Below are 25,328 nucleotides of genomic sequence, written 5' to 3'. Positions count from 1 at the left end.
CGATGACCTCAAGCCGCACCAGCACCAAGGGAGGGGCGGCGCCGGCTCCTCGCCAGCTCCGCCAACAAGGCGGAGGCCTGATCCAGGTGGTGGCTCACCGCTTCAGAAACCGGACGAATCTCGGCCGCGCAGGCGGCCAGATCCACCCGCCCTGCCCGGCTCAGGCCACGCTCCAGCGCTCGAAGATCACTCAGCAGGGCCGCCAGGGTGACGGTGGACGCCATCAGGGCTCGACGGTTCTCTTCCAGATCGGCAGGCACTGGGACCGGTGGCAGGCCTTCCAGCAGTTGGGCGACATAGTGCCCTTGCGAGCTGTCGGCAGCGTGGGCGTCGCGGGCCAGCCTAGTGGCTGATCTGGCGGGCATGCGCAGTGTGACCTTGACGATGCGCCCGGGCTGGATCGACGAGTCCGGAACCTCGGTGGAGGCTTCGGCCTCAGCTGTCCCTTCGGCAACAGCATGGGATGTCAGCCACTCGGCAAGCGCCGTCCTCAACAACACGGCCAAGGGCATCCGTCGCGACTGTGCGAGCGCCACCAGAACCGGCCCGTGCGTGCGCAGATCCAGGGCCACGCGCGCGCGACGGCGACCTGGGCGGGCGCCATCGGCGTGGCACTGGCGAATCAAGGCGGAGCGATCCATGACAACAAATGTGGGCCAGGATCGGAGCATTTCGCGCGCTGCTGTTTTGCTAAAAATCAGCGGTCGAGGCGGATCAGTTCTGAGGCCATCTCCCTGGCTTCGCGCCCGCGAGAGTGACGCCCAGGACCGACCGGGACTGCTTCCTTTGGCGGATGAAACATCAGTCGGCAGAGTGGCCCACCGGTCTTTCGGCCCAACTGCCTTCGGGACTGAAGATCGGCTGTCAGCTCAGGCAATGAGTCAAAAATTTTGTGGGTCAATTTGTGGGTAAGCGCGATTGACGCCCCTACAGCCCAATGAATACGCCATTCTCGGGGGGACGCCCTCTCCGCCAGAACAAATGCAAAGGCCCGGTCTCGCCCGGGCCTTTTGCTTGGCGGGTGTCTACCCGCAATCTTCAACCGGCGAGTTGCTCGAATCCGCCAGTCGACACGAAGACGCGGACCGAGTCGCCGCCGGCCGCCTTGGCCTCAGCACAGGCCAGCGTCGCGGCGCCCAACACGGCGTCCACCGTTTCAAGGCTGGGCTGCAACTGCACAACACCGACGCAAGCCTTCACGCGGGTGCGATGCAAACCCCAGCGCAGACGATAGCCAGCAATCGCCGACCGCATCTTCTCGGCCACGATCTCCGCGTAATGCTGATCGCAGTCGGGCAGCAGCACAGCGAAATGGTCGTCCTCCATCCGGGCCACGGGGTCGGTCGCCCTAACCTTGGTGACCAGCATCTGGCCCAAGCCGTATAGGAAGTGGTTGGCAACCTCGGCGCCCATCTGATTGATGACCGAGCGGAACTGATCGACATCCACCCACAGCACCGAGACGGGTTCATGGCGTCGGCTGCCGACATGTTCGGCCAGTCGACGCTCAAACTCACGCCGGTTTGCGAGTTCGGTCAGCACATCGTGCTTGGCCGTCCACGTGGGCTGCATCCTCAGCTGGCGCGCAGCCGTGATGTCTTCGATGATCCACAAGGCCTCGCCGGTCGGCATATCCCAGTGCACAGGCGTGGCTTGCAGTCGGCCCCAGAAACGCGAACCGTCCTTGCGAACGCACTCGATCTCCTCGTCCAAGGGTCTTCCGGCTGCGAAAGCAGCACCGAGGCGTTCATTGAGGCTGGTGTGCGCCAGATCCGACACAAGAATGGCCCGCACGGCTTGGGTGCACAGGTCGGTGTCGTCCCCATGTCCGAACAAGTGATTGAACTGCTCGCTCACCACCGTTAGGTGCCCGGCATCGACAAAGCCCAATGCCGTTGGAGCGCGCACGAGCAGCGCTCGCATACGGGCTGCGATCGGGTCGGCAGCGTCACTCGATGTGGTCATTCCGGATCTCCTTCGGGTAAGCGTGGCACACGCAATGGCGCCACATCCTGTCGTCGTTGATGAGACTATTGCACTTGTCGGGCTTTTAGTCGCTGCCGAAAACCCCTGATCGGGCCGCTGTTCAGCGCTTTGTTGCGCCAAGCCAAGGCGTTTTCAGCGCTCGGGAGCGATCTGCTCGGCGTAGTCGTACAGCGATGACAGGATGTCCTGCCCCCGTTCGTCTGCGGTCTCGCTCAGGGCGTCGATGCGCTCGCAGAAAGCCTGCACGGTCAGCGCGCCGTCGATGCCATCGTGCAGCCGCTGTGCGCAGTGATGCTGCCAGCGCTCGCGCTCGGCCTCATCCAGTGTGGACGCGAAGTTGCGCGCCCGATACCTGAACAGCAGTTCACCCAACCGGGCGTCGGCGAAGCCGACTTTCCCCGCAGCGGCGCGGTCGGCCAGTTGCTCACCCGACAGCGAACGCAGGCGCTGCAAGCTTCGCCGATCTTCATTGCCGACAAAGCCGCCGTACAAATCCTCGTCGACGTCCGGCGCTACGTCCGCCGCGGGCCTTGAGAACACTTCCGACCAGACGCCATCCAGCCGGCGTCCATCGACGGCCAGCTGCTGCGCGTGGCGCTGACCGAGTGCCAGGTCCAAGCCCCAGCGGCTGGCCATCTCAGGCGACAGGGTCTTCAGCTGGCCGATCACGACCGGCGACTTGTTGACGTGGATGGTCTTTATCGGCAGCCGCGTCACGCCTTCAGGCAATGCGTCCTGGCGGGTGAACATGCGCTCGCGGATGGTGGCCGAATCCAGACCGAAGAGCTCGGCCGGGTCTTCAGACAGGTCCCAGACGATCAGCTCATTCTTGTTGGTCGGATGGGGTGCCAGCGGCCACACCAAGGCGATGCACCCCCGCTCGGGCCCATACATGCCCGAGATGTGTAGGAATGGCCGGCCGGTGCCGATCTCAGCCCAGACCGCTTCCTTCTTGCGCAGCTTGAGGCAGAAGTCCCACAGCTTGGGCTGAGCGTTCTTGAGTAAACGTGCCAGCGCAATGGTGGCGCGCACATCGGAGAGCGCATCGTGCGCCGCCTCGTGCACCAGGCCATTGGCCACCGTCAGATGTTCCAGCTTGAAGGAAGGCCGGCCATCCTCGTGCTTGGGCCACTCGATGCCATCAGGCCGCAGCGCGTAGGCGCAGCGCACCACGTCCAGGATGTCCCAGCGCCCGCAGTCGTTCTGCCATTCGCGCGCATAGGGGTCGATCAGGCTGCGCCAGAACAGATGCCGGGTCACCTCATCATCGAAGCGAATGGTGTTGTAGCCCACGCCCACCGTGCCGGGGCGAGCCAGTTCGGTCTCGATAGCTGCGGCAAACTGATGCTCGGGCACTCCCTGCGCTAGGCAGGCCTGAGGCAGGATGCCTGTCAGCAGGCAAGCTTCGGGTTCAGGCAGAAAGTCGGGGGCCGGCTGGCAGTACAGCATCAGGGGCTCGCCGACTTCGTTCAGGTCGGCATCGGTGCGCACGCCGGCAAACTGCGACGGCCGGTCACGCCGCGGCACGCGCCCGAAGGTTTCGTAGTCGTGCCAGTAGAAAGTCATCTCGCTCATGGCCGGAACGATAACCCAATGACCCAGGTCAGGGATGCGAACGGACGTTGATAATCGCCGCTCCTCCGCACACCTTCCGTCCGCCCTGCCCTGAACCGCCGCATGCGTTCTGAGTCCTCCATGTCGGGCCTGACCCGTCCCCGTCTGCTGGTCCTGCTGCTGGCGCTGCCTGCGCTGCTCTTGCTGGTGCTGGCGATCGCTGCGGCCGTGGTCTATCCCCAGCTGCCCGACCTGGAACAGCTGACGGACTACCGCCCCAAACAGCCACTGCGCGTGTACACCGCCGATGGCGTGCAGATCGGCGAGTTCGGCGCCGAGCGGCGCCGCTTCCTGCCCTTGGACCAGATTCCCGAGCCCATGCAGGACGCCTTGCTGGCCATCGAGGACCACGAGTTCTACGCACATGGCGGCATTTCGGCCACCGGCATCCTGCGCGCGCTGGTGGGCAATCTCACCAGCATGAGCCGCAAAGGCGGGGGCTCGACACTCACACAGCAGCTGGCGCGGGACTTCTACCTCACCAAGAAAAAGCTCTACAGCCGCAAGTTCATCGAGCTGCTGCTGACGCTGAAGATCGAGTCGCAGCTCAGCAAAGGCCAGATCCTTGAGCTGTACATGAACCAGATCTATCTGGGCCAGCGCGCCTACGGTTTCGAGGCGGCGGCGCGCATCTATTTCGGCAAGAGCCTGAAGGAGCTATCCATCGCCGAAACCGCGATGCTCGCCGGCCTGCCGCAAAACCCCATCTATGCCAACCCGGTGGTCAACTTCAGCCGAGCCCAGCGCCGGCAGCTGGTGGTGCTGGGGCGCATGCACGAGCTCGGCCAGATCGACGCTACGCAGCTGGCCGCCGCAAAAGCCGAGAAGCTGCACATCCGCAGCCCGCAAGACCCGCGCCTGCATGCCGAGTTCGTTGCCGAGATGGCGCGTCAGCAAGTGCACGCCCAGTATGGAGAAGAAACCTATACCCTGGGCTTGAACGTCTACACCTCGCTCGACTCGCGCGAGCAGGCCGCCGCCTACCGGGGCCTGCGCGCCAGCCTCATGGAGCATGAGCGGCGCAAGCCCTGGCGCGGACCCGATGGCCATGTGGTGCTTGCCGAGGACCCGGCTGCGCGTGACGCGACGATCACCAAGGCCTTGGCCGAGCATCCCGACCAGGATGAGCTGCGTGCTGCGGTGGTCACAGAGGCGAGCCCCACCAAGGTGCTGGCCAGCCTGCAGAGCGGCGAGGACATCGTGATCAGCGGCGAAGGCCTGCGCAGCGTGCAAGCCGGGCTGTCCGCCAAGGCCAAAGCGGAACTTCGCATCCGCCCCGGCTCCATTGTCCGGGTGCTGCGCGGCGGGCCTACCAAGGCCGAGCCCAAGGGCGCCTGGGCCATCACGCAGCAGCCCGAGGCCGAAGGCGCACTGGTGGCGCTGGAGCCTGGCAGCGGGCGGGTGCGCGCGTTGGTCGGAGGCTTCGACTTCGCACGTAACCAGTTCAACCATGCCAGCAGCGCGTGGCGCCAGCCCGGCTCCAGCTTCAAGCCCATCCTCTACTCGGCCGCACTGGAACACGGTCTGACGCCGGCCAGCGTGATCGACGATGAGCCCATCAGCATCGGCGACTGGGAGCCCAAGAACTCCGACGCTCGCTACGACGGCCCGATCACACTGCGCCAGGCGCTGGCGCGCTCAAAGAACATGGTTTCGATCCGGCTGTTGCAACAGGTCGGCCCCTCCGCAACTCGCGACTGGGCGGCGCGCTTCGGTCTGGACAGGGACAAGCAGCCAGACAACCTGACCTTGGCACTGGGTTCAGGCGCTGTGACACCGATGCAGATGGCCTCGGCGTACGCGGTATTTGCCAACGGCGGCTATCTGCTTAAGCCCTTGCTGATCGAACGGATCGTCGACGCCAAGGGGCGGATCTTGTTCTCGGCCGAGGCCGACTCACCCAGTGAAGAGAAGCGCGCCATTCCGGCCCGCAATGCCTTCGTCACCGCCAGTCTGCTACAGGAAGTCACGCGCAGCGGCACCGCAGCGCGCGCCTCGACCCAACTCCGGCGCAGCGACATCTACGGCAAGACCGGCACCACCAACGATGCAGTGGATGCGTGGTTCGCCGGCTTCCACCCCAGCTTGGTGGCGGTGGTGTGGATGGGCTATAGCCAGCCGCGCAGCCTGGGCGAGCGCGAAAGCGGCGGCGGTCTGGCGCTGCCGGCCTGGATCGAGTTGATGAGCGAGGCTTTGCGCGGCACGCCGGTGCAGCCGATGCCGGCCGTCCCTGGCGTGGCGATGCGCGATGGCGACTGGGTCTACGAGGACGAAACGCAGCCGCCCGTCGAAGCGCCGGCCAGCGCAGCCAGCGCGCCTTAGCGCGATGCAATAAGCCCTATTGCGGCTGCGCGGCCAGCAGCTGCGCCTCGCGTTCCGGGCTAAGGCCGGCCTTGCTGAAGCGGCGCTGATCGGGCGGCAGGCTGCGCCACCAGTCAAGCGTATCGACCACCGTCTCGGCCAAGGGCCGGATGCGCAGGCCAGCAGCCAGCGCCTTGGCATTGCGCGCTTGCATGAAGCCCGCGTACTCGGCCGAATCAGGCAACCACAGCGGCAGATCGTTCCAGGGTTTGACGCCCTGGGCGTCCAGCCAGTCCCCATCGGCCCAGGCCCAGGTCGGCTGCGTACCGGCCGCAGCAACGCAGGCCTGTAAGAGCTCATCGCGCCGCCACTGGTCGGGTGCGGCCACCGCGTTGTAGGCGCCGCGCCGCCCCTGCTCCAACGCATCCAGCACGAAGGCGGCCAGATCACGCGCGTCGATGAACTGCAGGCCAGCGTCAGCCGGCGCCGGCACCAGCACGCGTTCGCCCGCCGCCGCTAGCGAGATGCGAGCGGGCCAGTAGGTGAAACGTTCGGTCGGATCGTGCGGCCCGACCACCAGGCCGGGGCGGATGATCAGTGCGCGATCAGCACCGACGCGCGCCATCAGCACCGCCTCGCAGGCGGCTTTCAAAGGCCCATAGGAGGCGCCGTCGACCACCTCGGTGTGCGGATCAGCCAGCACGCCCAGCGGCGAGCTCTCGTCATTCGGCCTGCCGAAGCTTGCATACGCCGAGATGCTGGAGATGTAGGCATAGGCTCCTACCCGACTGGCCAGCATGTCAGCGCTGGCCGCCACCTCGCGCGGCAGATAGCCGCAGGTGTCGATCACCGCGTCCCATTCGCCCTGGACGAGTGCCGACAGGTCGGACTGACGGTCGCCCAGCCGGCATTCGACGCCGGGGAATAGCGCCGCGCCACTCTGGCCACGGTTGAACAGGGTCGGCTCATGACCACGTGCCAGCGCCGTCTCGACGATATGGCGCCCGACGAAGCGGGTGCCACCCAGGATCAGAAGCTTCAGACTTGTCATGGCGGCGATGCTAGCGGGCGAGCCACGTACTGCCGCCAGTCATGCCTCAGGCGCGCTTCCTGACGATCACGCTGCCGATCGAATAGCCGGCGCCGAAGGAGCAGATCACGCCCAGGTCGCCCGCGGCCAGATCGCCGTGGTGGCGATGGAAGGCGATGATGGAACCGGCAGACGCGGTGTTGGCGAACTCGTCCAGGATCAGCGGCGCCACGTCGGAGCCGGCCTCGCCGCCGACCAGCTTCTTGATCACCAGCTGGTTCATGCCCAGATTGGCCTGGTGCAGCCAGTAGCGGCGTACGGCGGTGGGCTCGAAGTTCAGTGAAGCCAGATGCGCCTCGATGTGCGCAGCGGCCAGCGGCACCACTTCCTTGAAGACCTTGCGGCCTTCCTGGCGGAAGGTCTTGTCGCGGGCGTCCGGGTCGCTGTCCTCGGCCTTGTTCAGGAAGCCGAAGTTGTTGCGGATGTTGTTGGAGAACTGCGTGGCGGCCTTGCTGCCGAGGATTTCCCACTGGTCAGCGGAGGTCGCCAGGTCAGCACGCTCAACGACGATGGCGGTGCAGACATCGCCAAAAATGAAGTGGCAGTCGCGGTCCTTCCACTCCAGATGGGCGGAGGTGATCTCGGGGTTGACGATCAGCACGCACTTGGACGCGCCGCTGCGCACCGCGTTGTAGGCTTGCTCCAGCGCGAAGGTGGCCGAAGAGCAAGCCACGTTCATGTCATAGCCGTAGCCGCCGCAGCCCAGTGCCTGCTGGATCTCCACCGCCATGGCCGGGTAGGCGCGCTGCATGTTCGCAGCCGAGCAGATCACCAGGTCCACGTCCTCGGGCTTCTTGCCGGCGGCGGCCAAGGCCTTGGCACCGGCATCCACCGCGATCTCGGCCATCAGCGAGAGCTGGTCGTCGGCGCGTTCCTCAAAGCGCGGATACATGCGGGTAGGGTCAAGCACGCCCGCCTTGTCGATCACGTAGCGCTGCTTGATACCCGAGGCTTTCTCGATGAACTCGACGCTGGACGGCGTCAGCGGCTCGCGCTCGCCGGCGGCGATGGCGGCTGCGTGCTGGGCGTTCTGCAACTCCACATAGCGGTTGAATGACTCGACCAGCTCGGCGTTGCTGATGGTGTGCGGGGGCTGATAGAGGCCGGTGCCGCTGATGACGACTGAATGCATGAGACTTTTCCTGGCGCCCGCCGGGTTCGCGGGCCATGGCCGCAAGTGTAGCGATGGCTACGAGGTGGGCCTCTTCCGCAAAACCCGGCCGCTATTGCGCCTGAAGCTGCGTAGAATCGGGCACCGGGCCCAAATTTTGGCGTCCGGTTTTTTGTGTCCGCACCAGGCCCCTCCGCCTGGCCTCGCGGAACAGCCGGGATCCAAGTCAAGCGCTCGCAGCCCAGGACGTGCACTGCCTCAACGCACGCCGACACTTGCGAACTTGAACACCATGGAAATCTTCGACTACGACAACATCCTGCTGCTGCCGCGCAAATGCCGCGTGGAGAGCCGCAGCGAGTGCGACACCTCGATCGAATTCGGCCCGCGCCGCTTCAAGCTGCCGGTCGTTCCCGCCAACATGAAGACGGTCGTCGACGAGTCCATCACCGAATGGCTGGCCGCGAATGGCTACTTCTACGTGATGCACCGCTTCGACCTCGACAACGTGGCCTATGCACGAGCGATGCGCGACAAGGGCCTGTTCGTCTCGATCAGCTCGGGCGTCAAAGACGCCGACTACGCGGTGATCGACCGCCTGGCGGCTGATGGCGTTGGCGCCGACTACATCACCATCGACATCGCCCATGGCCATGCCGACAGCGTGCAGCGCATGATTGCGCATATCAAGCACAAGCTTCCGCTGGCCTTCGTCATCGCCGGCAATGTCGGCACGCCCGAGGGCGTGATCGATCTGGAGAACTGGGGCGCGGACGCGACCAAGGTCGGCATTGGCCCCGGCAAGGTCTGCATCACGCGGCTGAAGACCGGTTTCGGCACCGGGGGCTGGCAGTTGTCGGCGCTGAAGTGGTGCGCGCGCGTGGCCACCAAACCCATCATTGCCGACGGCGGCATCCGCCACCATGGCGACATCGCCAAGAGCATGCGCTTCGGTGCCAGCATGGTGATGATCGGCTCGCTGTTCGCCGGCCATGAAGAGTCGCCCGGCACCACGGTGGAGGTTGACGGCAAGCTCTACAAGGAGTATTACGGCTCGGCCAGCGACTTCAACAAGGGCGAATACAAGCACGTGGAAGGCAAGCGCATCCTGGAGCCGGTGAAAGGCAAGTTCGCCGACACCGTGCGCGAGATGCGAGAAGACCTGCAGAGCTCGATCTCGTACTCCGGCGGCAAGACGCTGGCGGACCTGAAGAAGGTCAACTACGTGATCCTGGGGGGTGAGAACGCCGGCGAGCATCTGTTCATGTGAGCCTCGGTGTGGCTCCAGCGTTTCGGCGCAGCGAAGCGCAGCCAAAACGCGGGCGAGCATCTCTTCATGTGAATTGTGCTACGCCAATGACGAAAAGGGGCGTCGCCCCTTTCCCTTTTCAAACCGGTGCGCGGTCTTTCACAGCGTCGGGTAGTCGGTATAGCCCTTGGCGCCCGGCGTGTAGAAGGTGGTCTGATCCGGCGTGTTCCAAGGCGCGCCCCGCTTGACGCGCTCCGGCAGATCCGGATTGGCCAGGAAGCCGGTGCCGAAGGCCACGGCGTCCAGCTTGCCTTCAGCGATGGCCTGCTCGGCCTCCTCGGCGCTGTAGCCCATATTGCCGATCAGCACGCCCTGGTATTTCTCGCGCGCCACCGTCATCACATCGGCCTTCTGCACGCCGAAGAAGTCGGCGCGCATCAGGTGCAGATAGGCCAGCTTGAAGCGGCCGAGTTGCTCGGCCAGATAGGCGGTCCAGCCCAGCGGATCACTGTCGATCATGCTGTTGTAGCTGTTCAGCGGCGACAGGCGCAGGCCGACACGGTCCGGCCCGATGGCAGCGCAGACGGCGTCCAGCACCTCGAACAGGAAACGGGCGCGGTTCTCCATCGAGCCGCCATAGGCGTCCTGGCGCTTGTTGGCACCGTCGCGCAGGAACTGGTCGATCAGGTAACCATTGGCGCCGTGCACCTCGACCCCGTCGAAACCCGCAGCCCTGGCCTGTCTTGCCGCCTCGGCGTAGGCCGCAACGATCGCGGGAATTTCATCGAGGGTCAATGCACGAGCCGCCACATTGGGCTGCTTACCCTGCGGCGTGTGCGTCTCACCCTCGATGCAAGTGGCGCTGGACGACACCGGCTCCTTGCCGCCATTCAGACCCGGATGGGCCGCACGTCCGGCGTGCCAGATCTGCAGGAAGATGCGTCCGCCCTTGGCATGCACCGCAGCCGTGGTTTCCTTCCAGGCTTGCATCTGTGCGTCGCTGTAGATGCCAGGGTCGCCGCCAAAGGCCGAGATGTCGGGCTGAACCATGGTGCACTCGGTGATGATCAGGCCCGCGCTGGCACGCTGTGCGTAGTACTCGGCCATCAGGGCGTTGGGCAGGTGACCGGCATCAGCCCGGGTCCGGGTCAAAGGAGCCATCAGCATACGGTTGGGCAGACTAAAAGCACCCACCTGAAGGGGGGAAAGCAGCTTGTTCATGGACATTCGAATGAATGAGAAATTGTGTCAGTACACAGCTTCGGAGTTTGCGACCACCAAGGTCGTACCCGCGCAAGGTATCACTGGAAGCGATATCCGTGCTTGAAACAGCAACTGCCGGCTTGTGCTACCAGCCACGGCGCACCGACGCTGCCACCTACAATCGCGGCATCCCAAAAAAATGACCCTGGTGCCACCGCGTGGCGCCTGCGCTTCCCATGACCGAACTCGCCAAGTCCTTCGAACCTGCTGCCCTCGAAGCCCATTGGGGCCCGCTGTGGGAATCCCAAGGTCTGTACAAGCCGACACTGGATGCGGCTCGCGAGTCCTTTTGTGTTCAGCTGCCGCCCCCCAACGTCACCGGCACCTTGCATATGGGCCATGCCTTCAACCAGACCATCATGGACTCGTTGACGCGCTACCACCGCATGCGCGGCCACAACACGCTGTGGGTGCCAGGCACCGACCATGCCGGTATCGCCACGCAGATCGTGGTCGAACGCCAGTTGCAGGGTCAGGGCGTGAGCCGGCATGACCTGGGCCGCAAGAACTTCGTGGCGCGCGTGTGGGAGTGGAAGCAGCAGAGTGGCAACACCATCACCCAGCAGATGCGCCGCATGGGCGACTCGGTGTCCTGGGAGCATGAGTACTTCACGATGGACGAGAAGCTCTCGAAAGTCGTGACCGAGACCTTTGTGCGCCTGTTCGACGAGGGCCTGATCTACCGCGGCAAGCGGCTGGTCAGCTGGGACCCGATCTTGAAGTCCGCCGTCTCCGACCTGGAGGTGGAGAGCGAGGAAGAAGACGGCTCGCTGTGGCACATCCGCTATCCACTGGCCGAGGGTGGCGAATCGCTGGTGGTGGCCACCACCCGGCCCGAGACCATGCTCGGCGACACCGCCGTGATGGTGCACCCCGAGGATGAGCGCTACCAGCATCTGATCGGCAAGCAGGTTCGCTTGCCCATCACCGGGCGCCTGGTACCGGTGATTGCCGACGACTATGTGGACAAGGCCTTCGGTACCGGCGTGGTCAAGGTGACGCCCGCGCACGACCAGAACGACTACCAGGTCGGCCTGCGCCACAAGCTGCCGATGCTGACGATCTTCGATCTGGAGGCCAAAGTCAGCAATGCGGAAGCGATGGATATTCCCGCCGACTACCTCGGACTGGACCGCTTCGTCGCACGCAAGAAGATCGTTGCCGCGCTCGATGAACAAGGCCTGCTGGTCGAGACCAAGAAGCACAAGCTGATGGTGCCCCGCTGCGCCCGCACCGGCCAGGTGATCGAGCCGATGCTGACCGACCAGTGGTTTGTCGCCATGAGCAAGCCCGGCGCTGGCGGCAAGAGCATTGCCGAGCAAGCCATAGAGGCCGTGTCCTCGGGCGAGGTCAAGTTCGTGCCCGAAAACTGGGTCAACACCTACAACCAGTGGATGAAGAACATCCAGGACTGGTGCATCTCGCGCCAGCTCTGGTGGGGCCATCAGATTCCGGCCTGGTATGGCGACGATGGCCAGGTCTTCGTCGCACGCGACGAGGCCGAGGCCAAGGCCAAGGCTGCTGCGGCCGGCTACCAAGGCGCACTGACTCGCGACGAGGATGTGCTGGACACTTGGTATTCATCGGCCTTGGTGCCCTTCTCGACGCTGGGCTGGCCGGGCAAGACGCTGGAGCAGGACCTGTTCCTGCCCTCCTCTGTGCTCGTCACCGGCTACGACATCATCTTCTTCTGGGTCGCCCGGATGATCATGATGACCAAGCACTTCACCGGCCAAGTGCCCTTCAAGCATGTGTACATCCACGGTCTGGTGCTGGACGCGCAAGGCAAGAAGATGTCCAAATCCGAAGGCAATGTGCTGGACCCGGTGGACCTGATCGACGGCATCGCGCTGGAGCCCTTGCTGGACAAGCGCACGCAAGGCCTGCGCAAACCCGAGACTGCGCCCAAGGTGCGCAAGGCTACCGAGAAGGAATTCCCTGAAGGCATCCCCGGCTATGGCGCCGACGCGCTGCGCTTCACCTTCGCGGCGATGGCCACACTCGGCCGCTCGGTCAACTTCGACAGCAAACGCTGCGAGGGCTACCGCAACTTCTGCAACAAGCTCTGGAACGCAACGCGCTTCGTGCTGATGAACACCGAGGGCCAGGACTGCGGCCTGATGGAGCACAGCAAGGAGCAATGCGTGCCGGGCGGCAGCGCCCACGGCTACCTGAACTTCAGCCAGGCCGACCGCTGGATCAGCAGTGAGTTGCAGAAGGTGGAGCAGGCCGTCGCCCAGGGCTTCACCGACTATCGCTTGGACAACGTCGCCAACGCGATCTACGACTTCGTCTGGAACGAGTACTGCGACTGGTACCTGGAGATCGCCAAGGTACAGATCCAGAATGGCGACGAGAGCCAGCAGCGCGCTACCCGACGCACGCTGATCCGCGTACTCGAAACCACGCTGCGTCTGCTGCACCCGATTGCCCCCTTCATCACTGAAGCGCTGTGGCAGACGGTCGCGCCGATCGCAGGCCGCAAGAGCACGGACTACATCGTCAACGCGGCCTACCCGGTGGCGCAGTCCGAGCGCATCGACCCCCAGGCTTGCGCATGGGTGGCCCAGCTCAAGGAGGTCGTCGGCACCTGCCGCAGCCTGCGCAGCGAGATGAATCTCTCGCCCGCCGAGCGCGTGCCTTTGCTGGTCGGGGGTGATCTGAGCTTCATCCGTGAAGCCGCTCCCCTGCTCAAGGTGCTGGCCAAGCTCTCGGATGTGCAGCTGATCGAGGACGAGACTGCCTTCAATGCAGCCAGCAGCATGTCGCCGGTACTGGTGCATGGCGCTGCTCGACTGGCTTTCAAGGTTGAGATCGACGTCGAAGCCGAGAAGGCTCGCTTGGCTAAGGAAATCGCGCGCCTGGACGGCGAGGTGGCCAAGGCCACCGCAAAGCTGGGGAATGAGAGCTTCGTGGCACGTGCACCTGCCGCCGTGGTGGAGCAAGAACGTCAGCGCATCGCCGATTTCAGCAATACCGCGGTGCGCCTGCGTGCGCAGTTGAGCCAGTTGCTGGCACGCTAATGCGGGTCAGCGATACCGTGGTGCGCATGCGCGCGCCTCTGGCCCAGCTGCTGGCCCGCTGAAGCGGCCTCGGAGACTGCGCGGCACAAGGCGCTGAAAGCGAATAATGGACCGCTGCGGTCAGTCTGTAGCCGACGCTACTCCTGCAGCTCAGATTCCTAGCGCCAGCGTTGTGCGGCAGCGCCCCCAGGCAGCTCGGCGGGATAGGTCGAGCGGAACTCGGTAGCAGCGTTGCTGGGCAACGCCGTCAACAGCTCGTCAATGCGGCGGGCCACCGCCCAGGCCGCCCGCACACGCGATTCGCGCGTGGTGCTGGCCAGGCGCGGCGTCACCTGCAGCGCGTCAAGGCCGGCCAGGGGGCGTCCTGGGTCGAGCATGCCGGGCTCCAGGCTGTCGAACCAGGCTGCCAAGATGCGACCGCTGCCTATGGCTTCTGCCAGCGCGCGTTCGTCGAACACGGCGGAATGCGCAATGCTGACCAGCACCTGATTAGCCTTGGCAAAGCTCAAGACACGCTCGCCCATCAAACCACGGTAGCGCTGGAAAAAAGCAAGCTGCACGCTGACTGCATCGCTGTGCTCCATCAGCTCGCGCAGCGGCACCGGCTCGATGCCCCACTGTGCCCACACCGACTCGGTGTGATGAAGACTGGGGTCGTAACCGATTACACGGGTACCGAAAGCAGGCAGCAATTGCGCCAGCATGCGCGCGGCCGGGCTCATGCCGACCAAGCCCACGGTGGCACACCCCAACTCCCGACCGACCAGCATGCCGTCGCTGGCCTGGATCGGCACCCGCCTGAGCAGCGCGAGCAAGGCGCCGATGACGAATTCGGCCTCTGCCCCGGCCGTAGCCGAGAGGCTGCGCACGACTTCGACTCGGGCGGCGCGGCAGGCCTCGACGTCGATGTTCTCGACCCCGGAACTGACACGCCCCAGCACACGCAAGCGCGGCGCGGCCCGCAGCAGGCCCGCATCAACCGCAACGCTAGGCGGCAGGATCAGCGCCTGCGCCTGGTGCAGGGCCGAGCGCAGCGCCTGAGCGTCCGCCGCCAGCTCAGGGGCGAACTGCACCAGATGGCGCTCGGCCAACCACTGCATCACCTCGGCTTCCAGGGGCTCGACGATCAACAAACTCATGAATCTGCGCTATATGCCCTCGTTGGAGCGGGTCTGTCGCATGCACAATGCCGCCAAACAGCCAGCCCAGTGTACGAATATGAAAGTCACCAAAGCGATCTTCCCCGTTGCCGGTCTCGGCACACGGTTTCTGCCGGCCACCAAGGCACAACCCAAGGAAATGCTGCCGGTCGTGGACAAGCCGCTGATCCAGTACGCCGTAGAAGAAGCCTATGCGGCCGGTGTGCGCGAGATGATCTTCGTGACAGGCCGACACAAGCGCCCGATCGAAGATCACTTTGACATGACATTCGAGCTGGAGCTAGCCCTCGAACAGGCGGGTAAGAAGGAATTGCTGGACGTGGTACGCAGCGTCAAGCCCGACGATATGGAGTGCATCTACGTGCGCCAGGCGCAGGCCCTGGGCCTCGGCCACGCCGTCTTGTGCGCCCAGCGCCTGGTCGGCCAGGACCCGTTCGCCGTGCTGCTCGCCGACGACCTGATGGTGGGCCAGCCGCCAGTGCTCAAGCAGATGGTCGATCAGTTCGCCGAATGGCGCGCCTCCATCCTGGCCGTGCAGGAAGTGCCGGCCGAGCACACCCGACGCTACGGCATCGTGGCGGGCACGCAGGTGAACGACAAGATGATGGACATCAGCCGCATCGTCGAGAAGCCCGCGCCTGAAGATGCACCATCGCGCTTGGGCGTGGCCGGTCGCTACATCCTGACACCCGGTGTGTTCCACGAGATTGCCAACCAGCCCAGAGGCGTCGGTGGCGAAATCCAGCTCACGGACGGCATCGCCGGCCTGCTGCGCCGCGAGAAGGTGTTTGCCTACCGCTACGAAGGCAAGCGCTATGACTGCGGTAGCAAAGAAGGCTTCCTTCAAGCCAATGTCGAGCTGGCATTGGCGCACCCGGACCTGGGGCCTGGTTTCCGCGATTACCTGCGCAGCCTCGACATCTGAAAGCTGCCTTCCGCAGGTGAAAAAGCCGCGCAGCAGCGCGGCTTTTTCAATTCAATCGCGCAAGTTCAGCGGCGCTTGAGCATATGGACGAATTCCTCGCCCGTCTTGCTCTGCTCGACGAGCTCGTTGCCAGTCTGACGGGCAAAGGCCTGGAAGTCACGCATGGAACCCGGGTCAGTCGCGACAACCCTCAGCAGCTGGCCACTTTCCATCTCGGCCAGCGCTTTCTTGGCCTTCAGGATCGGAAGCGGGCAGTTCAGGCCACGGGTATCGAGTTCTTTGTCAGCGTTCATGTCTCTGTCCTTGTGATTCGCGCATTTTAGGGCTTGGCCTGCTCAAACCATTGAGGCTCGATGCCTCGTTGCCGCAGCCAAAGCGCAAGCGCCTGCCCGGTGCCTGCCGGCCAGCACCGCACATCGGCCGGCGCCAGCAGCTTGTACTCGCTCAACTCGGGCGAAAGGGCGACCTCGCCACGTGCCTGGACCGCGTAGGCGATGATGACCTGGTTCATGCGCTGGAAGTCCCAGACCCCCAGCAACTGCACCGACTCGACATGAAGCGAGGTCTCCTCGGTCACCTCACGACTGATGCCCTCCTCGGGCGTCTCGCCTGCCTCCATGAAGCCGGTGATCAATCCAAAGAACCTCCCGGGCCAGGCTGCGTTGCAGGCCAGCAAAACCTGCCCGTCGCGGTCCACGCACTCGATCACCGCAGCCAGCACCGGCGTCGGGTTGTTCCAGTGCGTGAAGCTGCAGGCTGGGCAGCGCAGCCGCGTCTTGCTGCCGCCATCCTCCTCGCGGCTCAGCCAAGCCAACTCGGCGGCACAAGCAGGGCAATATCGAAAGGACTGGGCTTCGCTCACGCCGGGAACACCCCGGTTGAAAGATAGCGATCACCTCGATCACACACCACGAAAACGATGGTTGAGTTCTCAAGCGTGCGCGCCAGTTGCAGCGCGACCCAGCAGGCACCGGCCGCTGAAATGCCTGCGAAGATACCCTCCTCACGCGCCATCCGTCGGGCCATCTCTTCAGCCTCGGACTGACCCACCAGTACCAACTCATCGACTCGACTGGCGTCGTAGATCTTGGGCAGATAGGCCTCTGGCCATTTGCGGATGCCGGGGATCCGTGAACCCTCGCTGGGCTGCGCACCAATGATGCGGACCTTCGGGCTCATTTCCTTCAGATAGCGTGAAGTACCAGTGATGGTCCCGGTAGTGCCCATCGCGCTGACAAAGTGGGTGACGCGGCCCTGGGTGTCGCGCCAGATCTCCGGCCCGGTGGTTTCGTAGTGAATGCGCGGATTGTCGGCATTCGCAAACTGATCGAGTACGCGGCCCTTGCCTTCGCCTTGCATCTGTTCGGCCAAATCGCGGGCGTACTCCATGCCACCTGAGCGCGGAGTCAGGATCAACTCGGCGCCATAGGCTTTCATGGTTTGGGCCCGCTCGATCGACAGGTCCTCCGGCATGATCAGCACCATGCGGTAGCCGCGAATCGCCGCGGCCATGGCCAGCGCGATGCCGGTGTTGCCCGAGGTCGCCTCGATCAAGGTGTCGCCAGGCTTGATGTCGCCGCGCTCCTCAGCGCGCCGAATCATGCTGATGGCCGGCCTGTCCTTGACCGAACCTGCCGGGTTGTTGCCCTCCAGCTTGGCAAGGATCACATTGCCGCGATTGGCAAGCTCTGAACCCAGTCGCTGCAGGCGCACCAGTGGCGTGTTGCCGATCACATCTTCAAGGGTGGGATAGTGCATATTGCTCATGGAGCTGATTGTGGCAGTCAAAAGAGCTTCCCCGCGGGCTGGGGCATTTGTATGGCACAATTGCGGCCTTCAGCAGCGCGAGCTACGAGATCTGCCCCGATGGCGGAATCGGTAGACGCAGGGGACTCAAAATCCCCCGCCGCAAGGTGTGCCGGTTCGAGTCCGGCTTGGGGCACCAGATCACATAGCCTGCCGCTGAACCAACAGCCCCGCACGACGGGGCTTTTTTCATGGCTTGCCGCATCTCTGCAGGATGTTGCACATGGGCGTCCATCTCAAGCGAAGCCCTGGCAAGTGTGCCAAGACTCGAAGAGGCCTCAACGAACGCATACACTGCGAACGCTTTGCTGGTGCCCTCTTGCTGGCGCCCGCCTGCCACTGATCCACACGGTGCGCGGCCTTAGCAGCGCCGCAGCAGCCAGAACATTCGACGATCTATGAACCAACTTCCGCCGGTGACCAAAGCCTTCCTGCTGGCCTGCGTGGGCGTGTTCTGCGCCTTCGTGCTGCTACCGCCGCAGTGGAAGCTGGTGTTTGAACTCTGGCCGCTTCAGTCGGGCCTGTTCCTTCCCTGGCAACCGGTGACGTACGCCCTGCTGCATGGCGATGTGATGCACCTGTTCTTCAACATGCTGGGTCTGTGGATGTTCGGCTCCGAACTGGAGCGGGTATGGGGTCCAAAGCGCTACCTGCAGATGTTGCTCGCCAGCGTGCTCACCGCTGCCGCTGCCCAGCTGGTGTTCACGTTGCTGATCGGCTCCAACGCACCCACTGTCGGCGCCTCGGGCGCCTTGTTCGGTCTGCTGCTGTCCTTCGGCATGCTGTTTCCTGACCGGATCATCATGCCGCTGTTCCCGCCGATCCCGATGAAGGCAAAGTACTTCGTCGCGCTGTTCGGCACGTTGGAACTGCTGATGGGGCTCTCAGGCGGTGGCGGCATCGCCCACTTCGCGCACCTGGGCGGCATGCTGGGCGCCTATCTGCTGATCCGCTACTGGCGTACCGCGCGGCGTCGGTGATCCCTCAGGCGAGCAGTCCCTGCTCAGGCAGTGGATAGCGTAGCTTGAGTCGCAGATCCTTCTTCAGGCGCTGGTTGATGAGGCGCCGAGACTCGCTCATGAAGCTCAGCTGCATCGAAGAAAAGTGCTCAGCGGCCTGCGGCCGGGCGATGCGCTGCGGTCGCGTCAAGCCGCACAGATCGGCCGCCAGGTCGAAGTAGTCCCCCATCAGCATTTCGCTGTCGTCGCAGATATGCAGCGCACGTTGCGGCAGACCGCGCTGCAAGGCCGCTATACAGGCGCGCGCCAGATCGTCCGCATGGATGTGGTTTGTGTAGACATCGTCTGAGCGCGCAAGCACAGGCGCGCCGCGTGCCAGCCGTTCACGCGGATGGCCGCCCGGCCGGTCGGCGGCATAGATGCCCGGCACGCGCAGGATGCTGACTTTGGCGCCGAAGGCTGCGCCAAACCAGCGCAGTTGCTGCTCCGCTGAGACGCGTCGGCGCGCCCTGTCGGTGCCCGGCGCAACCGGTCGGGTCTCGTCAAAACGCGCACCGGCGCAGTCGCCGTAGACCCCGGTGGTGCTCGCATAAACCAGACGCGCGGGCGGTGCGCCGCGTGCCAAGGCGCGCAGCAGATTCAAGGTGCGCTGATCGGTCGTTCCGCTGGACTGGGGCGGCGCCAGATGCAACACCCGATCCGCCAGCCCGGCCAGGCGGCCCAGCGTGGCCGGTTGGTCCAGATTGCCGACCAAGGGCAGCACGCCTGCGGCGCGCAAGGCCGGCGCGCGCTCAGGACTTGAGGTCAGGGCCAGCAACTGCCAGCGCCCAGCCAGCGCGCGCACCACACGCATGCCAACATCGCCACAGCCGACGATCAGCAGGCGCGGCCGGCGACGTCGTGGCCAGGGTGATTGAGGCGCAGCAAATGACATGAGGTGGGCTCAGGCAAAATGGCTGCCGAGTTTACGGCCCGCCGGCCTTAGCGGCGGGCCGCTGTTTTTACCACTGCAAAGCCTCAACCGTCAGCCGAGATCCCCGCCATGAATTTCCAGGTCAACGTGCAGCCCAGCGGCCGCCAGTTCGAAGTCGAGCGCGATGAAACCATGCTGGCTGCCGCGATCCGCCAGGGAATCGGCCTGCCCTATGGATGCAAGGACGGCGCCTGCGGCTCCTGCAAGAGCAGGCTGCTCGAAGGACGAGTGATCCACGGCGCGCATCAGGCCAAGGCACTCAGCGAAGCCGAAGAGGCGGCCGGCATGGTGCTGACCTGCTGCGCCACGCCACAGACCGACTGCGTGCTGGAAGCGCGCGCCGTGCCGGGCGCCGGCGAGTTCCCGGTGCTGAAGCTGCCCAGCCGCGTGATCAGCCTCGAGCGCGCCGCAGCCGACGTCGCCGTGCTGCGCCTGCAACTGCCGGCCAATCAAAACTTCCAGTTCCGCGCCGGCCAGTATGTCGAGTTCATCCTGCGCGACGGCGCTCGCCGCAGCTACAGCATGGCGAACGCGCCGCACCTGTTGGGCACGCCGCCGGCCGTCGAGCTGCACCTGCGTCACATGCCCGGCGGCAAGTTCACCGACCATGTGTTCGGGGCGATGAAAGAGAAGGACATCCTGCGCATGGAAGGGCCGTTTGGCAGCTTCTTCCTGCGCGAGGACAGCGACAAGCCCATCGTTCTGCTGGCCAGCGGCACCGGCTTCGCGCCCATCAAGGCCATCATCGAGCAGTTGCAGCACATCAGCTCCACCCGCCCGGTCACGCTGTACTGGGGTTGCCGCAGCAAGGCCGACCTTTACCTGCATGACTGGGCGCAGAAGGCAGCGTCCGAAATGCCCCATCTCAGCTATGTGCCGGTGCTGTCGGAGCCCAAGCCGGAAGATGGCTGGACGGGTCGCACCGGCTTTGTCCACCAAGCCGTGATGTCGGACCTGCCGGACCTGTCCGGGCATCAAGTCTATGCCTGCGGCGCGCCCATCATGGTGGACTCGGCGCAGCGCGACTTTGTGGCCCGCTGCGGTCTGCCACCCGATGAGTTCTACGCGGACGCATTCACCTCCGAAGCTGACAAGCAGGCCAGCTGAAAGACTCGCAGCATGTTCGAACCTCCCTACAGCAGCGCCGATCAGCTGGAAGCGCAGTTGCGCGAGACCGGTCACACGGTGATTGCACCGGCCACGGTGCGCCAGTTCTTTGGCCTCACGCAAGAGCAGCTGAACCCGCTGCAGGCTTTCTGGCAGGACCTGCCTGCTGATGCCCATCTGCGCGATGGCGGCCGCTACCGCTTCCGTCGCCATGCCAGCTTCATCGCTGAGCGCGCGACGCTGCGCCAGGTGCCGCATCGCGCGCACTGGCAGCCGCTGGACTACAACGCACTGCATGGCGGCATCGAACGCTGGTTCGAGCCGGCCGATCCGCAGGCCGTCGCGCTGCCGGCCTGGTCAGGCCTGCTGCTGGGTCTGGCGGGCATCGCGTCGCGGCTCAAGGGCGAGCAAGCCTGGTTCATCGAAGCGCACCAGTTTCGCATCGACACCACCGACGGCATCGGCCGCCCGACGCCTGAAGGCGCGCACCGGGACGGGGTGGACTTCGTGGCGGTGTTCCTGGTCGACCGGAAAGGCATCAAGGGCGGCGAGTCGCGTATCTTCGAGGCTGACGGCCCGCAAGGCCAGCGCTTCACGATGCTGGAGCCCTGGACCCTGCTGCTGCTGGACGACGAGCGCATGATCCACGAGACCACGCCGATTCAACCCGCCGCCGAGCGCGGCTGGCGCGACACCCTGGTGGTCACCCTCAGGCGCCAGGGTTTTCAGGATCCGAAGCGCTGAACCATGCGACTTGATGCCGGGACGGCATCGCCTCATGCGCAACTGCTAAGGCTAGGCACAGGCCGTGCCCTCTACACTGGACGTAGGCGCCGGCCATAAGCCGGCGCACCCAGTGCCCCAGGCGGCGGATCGCTGCCTGCGGGCTTTTCCTTTGTCGGCATCACGAGTGCAAGCCCACCATGAACGCGATCAGCTCCGATCTCACACGCGCCCTGTCGTCCACCGGCAGCGAGGCCGCCCAATCCCTCCCCTCTTCCCTGTTCGGCCTGCCCGACCAGCCCGCGCATGAACGCGTACTGCTTGCGGCCGATCCGCTCACAGGTCTGAAGGCCATCATCGCTGTGCACAGCACGGCCCGCGGCCCTGCTTTCGGCGGCTGCCGCCTGTGGACTTACGACAGCGAGCTGGCTGCCCTCAATGATGCGCTGCGCCTGTCGCAAGGCATGAGCCTGAAGAACGCCCTGGCCGAGTTGCCCTTCGGTGGCGGCAAGGCCGTGATCATCAAGCCTGCAGGCGACTTCGACCGGGCTGCACTGTTCGCCGCCTTCGGCCGCGCCGTGCAATCGCTCGCCGGCGCCTACATCACCGCCGAAGACGTGGGCACCACCACAGCCGATATGCGTGGCATGCAGGCCGAGACCTCGTTTGTGAGCGGCATCCCGCGTGACGGCGCCTTCGGCGGCGATCCCAGCCCCAAGACCGCTTACGGCGTCTACGTCAGCATCGACGAAGGCGTGCGCCGCGTGCTGGGCCGCAGTTCACTGGAAGGCGTGCGTGTCGCCATCCAGGGCCTGGGTGCGGTGGGCTGGCATCTGGCCGAGTACCTGCACGGCGCCGGTGCCCAACTGCTGGTGGCCGACATCGACAGCGCCAAGCTGGCACGCGCGCAGGCGCAGTTCGGCGCCCAGGTCGTCGACGTGCAGCAGATCATCGCCGCCGACGCCGACGTGCTGGCGCCCTGCGCACTGGGTGCCGCGCTGAACGCGCACAGCGTGCCGCAGATCCGCGCGCGCCTGATTGCCGGTGCCGCCAACAACCAACTGGCCACGGCGGCCGACGGTGATGCGCTGCATGCACGCGGCATCAGCTATCTACCCGACTACCTGGTCAACGCCGGCGGCATCATTTCGGTGGCCCGCGAGTACCGCGGCGAAGGCAACGAGACTGCGGTGATGGCCGAAGTCGGCCGCATCCGCGAGCGTGTCGCCGAATTGCTGGATCGCGTGGCCACGCAAGGCCTGACCCCCGCCCGTGCGGCCGATGAATGGGCGCGCGCCAAGCTGGTGAAGCCGGCTTGAGCTGAAGTGGGGCGTTGACGCCGGCAGGCCTGCTAGGCTTGCGGCATGAACACCTGCCCCACCTCTTCTTCTCGCACGCGCACTTTGTTGCGTTCCACCGGTCGCCGCCTGCTGCTTGCAGGCTTGGCGGCGTCCGGGCTGCTGGCTGGCACAGCCGCACTGGCGCAGACCACACGTCCGATCCGGCTGATCGTCCCGTATGCACCTGGCGGGCCGCTGGACATCGTTGCGCGGGCGCTGGCTGAACGTGTCAAGGACAGCCTGGGCACCGTCATCGTCGAGAACAAGCCGGGCGCCGGCGGCAACCTGGGCGCCGATCAGGCGGCCCGCTCGGCTCCGGACGGCCAGACCCTGGTGATGGGTGCTGTCGCTACGCATGCGATCAACCCCTGGTTGTTCGCCAAGATGCCTTACGACCCGATCCGCGATTTCACGCCGATCACGCTGGTCGCGCGCGTGCCCAATGTGCTGGTGATGAATGCCGAGACCGCGCAGAAGCTGGGCATTGCGACCATGGCCGATCTAGTTGCCTATGCCAAGAAGAACCCGGGCAAGCTGAACTACGGTTCGGGCGGCAATGGCAGCGCCGGGCACCTGGCCGGCGAAATGTTCAAGGCCCAGGCCGGCGTCTTCATGACCCATATCCCCTATGCCGGCGGCAATCCGGCGCAGTTGGCGCTGATCTCGGGTCAGGTGGATCTGAACTTCGACAACCTGGCGACCGCTGCGGCTAACATCAAGTCCGGCAAGCTCAAGGCGATTGCCTTGACTTCGACCAAGCGCAGCGATGCCTTGGCAGGTGTACCCACGATCGCCGAGAGCGGAGCCAAGCTCGGCCTGTCGAATTTTGACGTCGACACCTGGTTCGCCATCTTCGGCCCCGCGAAGCTGCCTGCGGCCGTGACGCAAAAACTCAATGGCGCCTTCGTCGAAGCCTTGGCATCCCCGGAGATGCGCAGCCGTATGGCGATGCTACTGGCCGAGCCTTCACCGACCACGCCGGAACAGTTCGGCACCTTCGTCAAGCGCGAGCTGAGCAAGTACGAGGACGTCGTAAAACGCTCGGGCGCCAAGCTTGAGTGAGCGTGGACGGCACGCGTGCTAAGCTGAACACCATGTTGACGAACCGGCTCCCCGCAACGCAGACGCTGCCACTGGCCGCGCCTGTCTGCTCGCGACGCCGCTGCTCCCGCCGCGCACCGGCATGAGCAGAGAACTCGTCACATCCGGGCTCCGCTGAGCACCCACCGCCAGCAACGCAAAGAGCCCCGCCAGCCAAGGCCACGAGTTCCCCTCGTGGCCTTTTTCTTTGTCCGCACGAAACCCTTCACAGGAGATCCTTGACGATGAACGCTCTGAGCAAGACCGAGTTGCAATCCCTGATGCCCATCACCCAGCGCCCCGCCCAGCTCTTCGTCCGAGGCCAGGGCGACTGGTTGTGGGACGAAGCGGATCACCACTACCTGGACTGGGTGCAGGGCTGGGCCGTCAACGCGCTGGGCCATTGCGCGCCCGAGATCGTGGCAGCCCTGCAGCGTCAGTCGACACGACTGCTGCATGGTGGCCCCGGCCTGCACAACGACCAAGCGCCGGCGCTGGCCAGAGCACTGACGGATGCCAGCGGGCTGGCGCAGGTTTTCTTCACCAACAGCGGCGCCGATGCCAACGAAGGCATGATCAAGCTCGCCCGCAAATACGGCCAGCAGCACAAGGGCGGCGCGCACAAGATCATCACCTTCAGCCACAGCTTCCACGGCCGCACGCTGGCCACGATGAGCGCCAGCGGCAAGCCCGGCTTTGCCGCGCTCTTCCCGCCCGCAGTGCCAGGTTTTGCCCAGGCGCGCTACAACGACTTGGCCAGCACTGAAGCCCTGATCGACGAACAGACCGTGGCCATCATGCTGGAGCTGGTCCAGGGCGAAGCGGGCGTGATCCCGGCCACGCCCGAGTTCGTGCTTGGCCTGCGCGCACTGTGCGAACAGCATGGCCTGCTGCTGCTGATCGACGAGGTGCAGACCGGCATGGGCCGCTGCGGCACGCTGTTCGCGCACCAGCACTATGGCTTGCAGCCCGATCTGATGAGTCTGGGCAAGGGCCTGGGCGGCGGCGTGCCCATCGGCGCCACGCTGGCCAGCGCCGCCGTCAGCGCCTGCCTGGCACCTGGCGATCTGGGCGGCACCTACAACGGCAACGCGCTGGTCTGTGCCGTCGGCCAAGCCGTGCTGGCCACGGTTAGTCAACCCGACTTCCTGGCGCATGTGCGGCATCAGGCCGCATGGCTGGCGGCTGAGCTGGTCGCGCTGTCACGGCGTCGGTCGCTGGGCGCGTTGCGCCACTGCGGCTTGCTGCTGGCTCTGGATCTTCCCGCCACATTGACGGCTGAGCGCGTGGTGGGTGCAGCACGCGATGCAGCATTCATCCCTGGCGGCACCGGACTTCTGATCAACGGCCCGCGGCCGCACACGCTGCGCCTGATGCCGGCACTGAACAGCCGGCGCGAGAACCTGCTGCAGGGCTTGGCGCTGCTGGAAGCGGCCATCGAGGCCGCGCGCTGACGGCCGCCGGCGGCCCGCTCACTCCCCGAGGTAGGCGGCCCTGACCTTGGGGTCGTTGAGCAGCTGCTTGGCGTCGCCGCTCATCGTCACTTCGCCGCTCTCCATCACATAGCCTCGGTTGGCCAGGTTCAGTGCGCGGGATGCGTTCTGCTCCACCAGCAACA

Annotated in this window: 21 protein-coding genes, 1 tRNA gene and 1 pseudogene; 11 read left to right on the top strand and 12 right to left on the bottom strand. The window is 65.1% G+C overall.

Annotated features, from left to right (window positions below; translation table 11 throughout):
• Positions 1-8: 8 nt before the first annotated feature.
• The 3 genes from ACIQ67_RS13565 to sbcB all read right to left on the bottom strand — a co-directional run bounded on the left by ACIQ67_RS13565 (position 9) and on the right by sbcB (position 3,561).
• A complete protein-coding gene (locus ACIQ67_RS13565; protein WP_397534901.1) occupies positions 9-641 on the bottom strand; it encodes a hypothetical protein in 633 nt (210 codons plus the stop codon).
• Positions 642-1,038: 397 nt separating this feature from the next.
• Positions 1,039-1,965: a GGDEF domain-containing protein gene (locus ACIQ67_RS13560; protein WP_397534900.1), complete on the bottom strand. Its 927-nt coding sequence runs from the start codon at positions 1,963-1,965 to the stop codon at positions 1,039-1,041.
• Between the two features lie 153 nt (positions 1,966-2,118).
• Positions 2,119-3,561, bottom strand: coding sequence for an exodeoxyribonuclease I (gene sbcB, locus ACIQ67_RS13555; protein ID WP_397534899.1), 1,443 nt, complete (start codon positions 3,559-3,561; stop codon positions 2,119-2,121).
• A gap of 102 nt (positions 3,562-3,663) precedes the next feature.
• On the opposite strand from sbcB, the gene ACIQ67_RS13550 reads away from it, so the two are divergent.
• Complete coding sequence (locus tag ACIQ67_RS13550; RefSeq protein WP_397534898.1) at positions 3,664-5,922, top strand: penicillin-binding protein 1A; 2,259 nt, start codon at positions 3,664-3,666, stop codon at positions 5,920-5,922.
• 16 nt (positions 5,923-5,938) lie between these two features.
• On the opposite strand, the gene ACIQ67_RS13545 is transcribed toward ACIQ67_RS13550, so the two are convergent.
• The gene (locus tag ACIQ67_RS13545; protein ID WP_397534897.1) at positions 5,939-6,952 is read right to left on the bottom strand and encodes an NAD-dependent epimerase/dehydratase family protein; all 1,014 of its coding nucleotides are present in this window, start codon (positions 6,950-6,952) and stop codon (positions 5,939-5,941) included.
• A gap of 46 nt (positions 6,953-6,998) precedes the next feature.
• Entirely contained in the window at positions 6,999-8,123 is a 1,125-nt protein-coding gene (locus ACIQ67_RS13540) for a beta-ketoacyl-ACP synthase III (protein WP_397534896.1), read from the bottom strand.
• Positions 8,124-8,394: 271 nt separating this feature from the next.
• Between ACIQ67_RS13540 and ACIQ67_RS13535 the strand changes: the two genes are divergently transcribed.
• Positions 8,395-9,372, top strand: coding sequence for a GMP reductase (locus tag ACIQ67_RS13535; RefSeq protein WP_397534903.1), 978 nt, complete (start codon positions 8,395-8,397; stop codon positions 9,370-9,372).
• A gap of 138 nt (positions 9,373-9,510) precedes the next feature.
• Here the strand turns inward: ACIQ67_RS13535 and ACIQ67_RS13530 are convergent, their stop codons facing one another.
• On the bottom strand, positions 9,511-10,572 hold the full coding sequence (locus ACIQ67_RS13530; RefSeq protein ID WP_397534895.1) for an alkene reductase: 1,062 nt from the start codon (positions 10,570-10,572) through the stop codon (positions 9,511-9,513).
• 218 nt (positions 10,573-10,790) lie between these two features.
• On the opposite strand from ACIQ67_RS13530, the gene ACIQ67_RS13525 reads away from it, so the two are divergent.
• Positions 10,791-13,637: a valine--tRNA ligase gene (locus tag ACIQ67_RS13525; protein WP_397534894.1), complete on the top strand. Its 2,847-nt coding sequence runs from the start codon at positions 10,791-10,793 to the stop codon at positions 13,635-13,637.
• Between the two features lie 158 nt (positions 13,638-13,795).
• On the opposite strand, the gene ACIQ67_RS13520 is transcribed toward ACIQ67_RS13525, so the two are convergent.
• Positions 13,796-14,776 carry an NAD(P)-dependent oxidoreductase gene (locus ACIQ67_RS13520; protein WP_397534893.1) on the bottom strand — a complete coding sequence of 327 codons (981 nt, stop codon included), beginning with the start codon at positions 14,774-14,776 and terminating at the stop codon, positions 13,796-13,798.
• Positions 14,777-14,855: 79 nt separating this feature from the next.
• Here ACIQ67_RS13520 and galU point away from each other — a divergent pair, with 79 nt between their 5' ends.
• Positions 14,856-15,722 (top strand): UTP--glucose-1-phosphate uridylyltransferase GalU, encoded by an 867-nt coding sequence (gene galU, locus ACIQ67_RS13515; RefSeq protein ID WP_397534892.1) that lies wholly within the window; start codon positions 14,856-14,858, stop codon positions 15,720-15,722.
• A 65-nt stretch (positions 15,723-15,787) separates the two neighbouring features.
• Here galU and ACIQ67_RS13510 read toward each other — a convergent pair whose 3' ends face one another.
• From ACIQ67_RS13510 to cysM, 3 genes are read right to left on the bottom strand one after another with little or no spacing between them, the layout of a single operon-like run.
• A complete protein-coding gene (locus ACIQ67_RS13510; RefSeq protein WP_397534891.1) occupies positions 15,788-16,015 on the bottom strand; it encodes a sulfurtransferase TusA family protein in 228 nt (75 codons plus the stop codon).
• Positions 16,016-16,041: 26 nt separating this feature from the next.
• A complete protein-coding gene (locus tag ACIQ67_RS13505; RefSeq protein WP_397534890.1) occupies positions 16,042-16,584 on the bottom strand; it encodes an NUDIX domain-containing protein in 543 nt (180 codons plus the stop codon).
• Positions 16,581-17,480 (bottom strand): cysteine synthase CysM, encoded by a 900-nt coding sequence (gene cysM / locus ACIQ67_RS13500; protein ID WP_397534902.1) that lies wholly within the window; start codon positions 17,478-17,480, stop codon positions 16,581-16,583. The genes ACIQ67_RS13505 and cysM overlap by 4 nt, the downstream gene beginning before the upstream one ends.
• A gap of 102 nt (positions 17,481-17,582) precedes the next feature.
• Here cysM and ACIQ67_RS13495 point away from each other — a divergent pair.
• Positions 17,583-17,667 (top strand) — tRNA-Leu (locus ACIQ67_RS13495).
• A gap of 259 nt (positions 17,668-17,926) precedes the next feature.
• Entirely contained in the window at positions 17,927-18,508 is a 582-nt protein-coding gene (locus tag ACIQ67_RS13490; RefSeq protein ID WP_397534889.1) for a rhomboid family intramembrane serine protease, read from the top strand.
• Between the two features lie 4 nt (positions 18,509-18,512).
• On the opposite strand, the gene ACIQ67_RS13485 is transcribed toward ACIQ67_RS13490, so the two are convergent.
• A complete protein-coding gene (locus ACIQ67_RS13485) occupies positions 18,513-19,421 on the bottom strand; it encodes an SDR family oxidoreductase (RefSeq protein WP_397534888.1) in 909 nt (302 codons plus the stop codon).
• A gap of 108 nt (positions 19,422-19,529) precedes the next feature.
• On the opposite strand from ACIQ67_RS13485, the gene ACIQ67_RS13480 reads away from it, so the two are divergent.
• The 5 genes from ACIQ67_RS13480 to ACIQ67_RS13460 all read left to right on the top strand — a co-directional run bounded on the left by ACIQ67_RS13480 (position 19,530) and on the right by ACIQ67_RS13460 (position 25,164).
• Entirely contained in the window at positions 19,530-20,567 is a 1,038-nt protein-coding gene (locus tag ACIQ67_RS13480; protein WP_397534887.1) for a CDP-6-deoxy-delta-3,4-glucoseen reductase, read from the top strand.
• Between the two features lie 12 nt (positions 20,568-20,579).
• On the top strand, positions 20,580-21,311 hold the full coding sequence (locus ACIQ67_RS13475; protein ID WP_397534886.1) for a 2OG-Fe dioxygenase family protein: 732 nt from the start codon (positions 20,580-20,582) through the stop codon (positions 21,309-21,311).
• A gap of 179 nt (positions 21,312-21,490) precedes the next feature.
• Complete coding sequence (locus ACIQ67_RS13470; RefSeq protein ID WP_397534885.1) at positions 21,491-22,609, top strand: Leu/Phe/Val dehydrogenase; 1,119 nt, start codon at positions 21,491-21,493, stop codon at positions 22,607-22,609.
• Positions 22,610-22,654: 45 nt separating this feature from the next.
• Complete coding sequence (locus ACIQ67_RS13465) at positions 22,655-23,692, top strand: Bug family tripartite tricarboxylate transporter substrate binding protein (RefSeq protein ID WP_397534884.1); 1,038 nt, start codon at positions 22,655-22,657, stop codon at positions 23,690-23,692.
• Between the two features lie 263 nt (positions 23,693-23,955).
• Positions 23,956-25,164 (top strand): aminotransferase class III-fold pyridoxal phosphate-dependent enzyme, encoded by a 1,209-nt coding sequence (locus ACIQ67_RS13460; RefSeq protein WP_397534883.1) that lies wholly within the window; start codon positions 23,956-23,958, stop codon positions 25,162-25,164.
• Between the two features lie 18 nt (positions 25,165-25,182).
• Here ACIQ67_RS13460 and ACIQ67_RS13455 read toward each other — a convergent pair.
• Positions 25,183-25,328 (bottom strand): annotated as a pseudogene (locus ACIQ67_RS13455) (ABC transporter ATP-binding protein); the annotation flags it as partial.

Source organism: Roseateles sp. (genome assembly GCF_044373315.1).
Lineage (GTDB): Bacteria > Pseudomonadota > Gammaproteobacteria > Burkholderiales > Burkholderiaceae_C > JACDQM01.
This window is presented reverse-complemented; position numbering and strand designations above follow the sequence as displayed.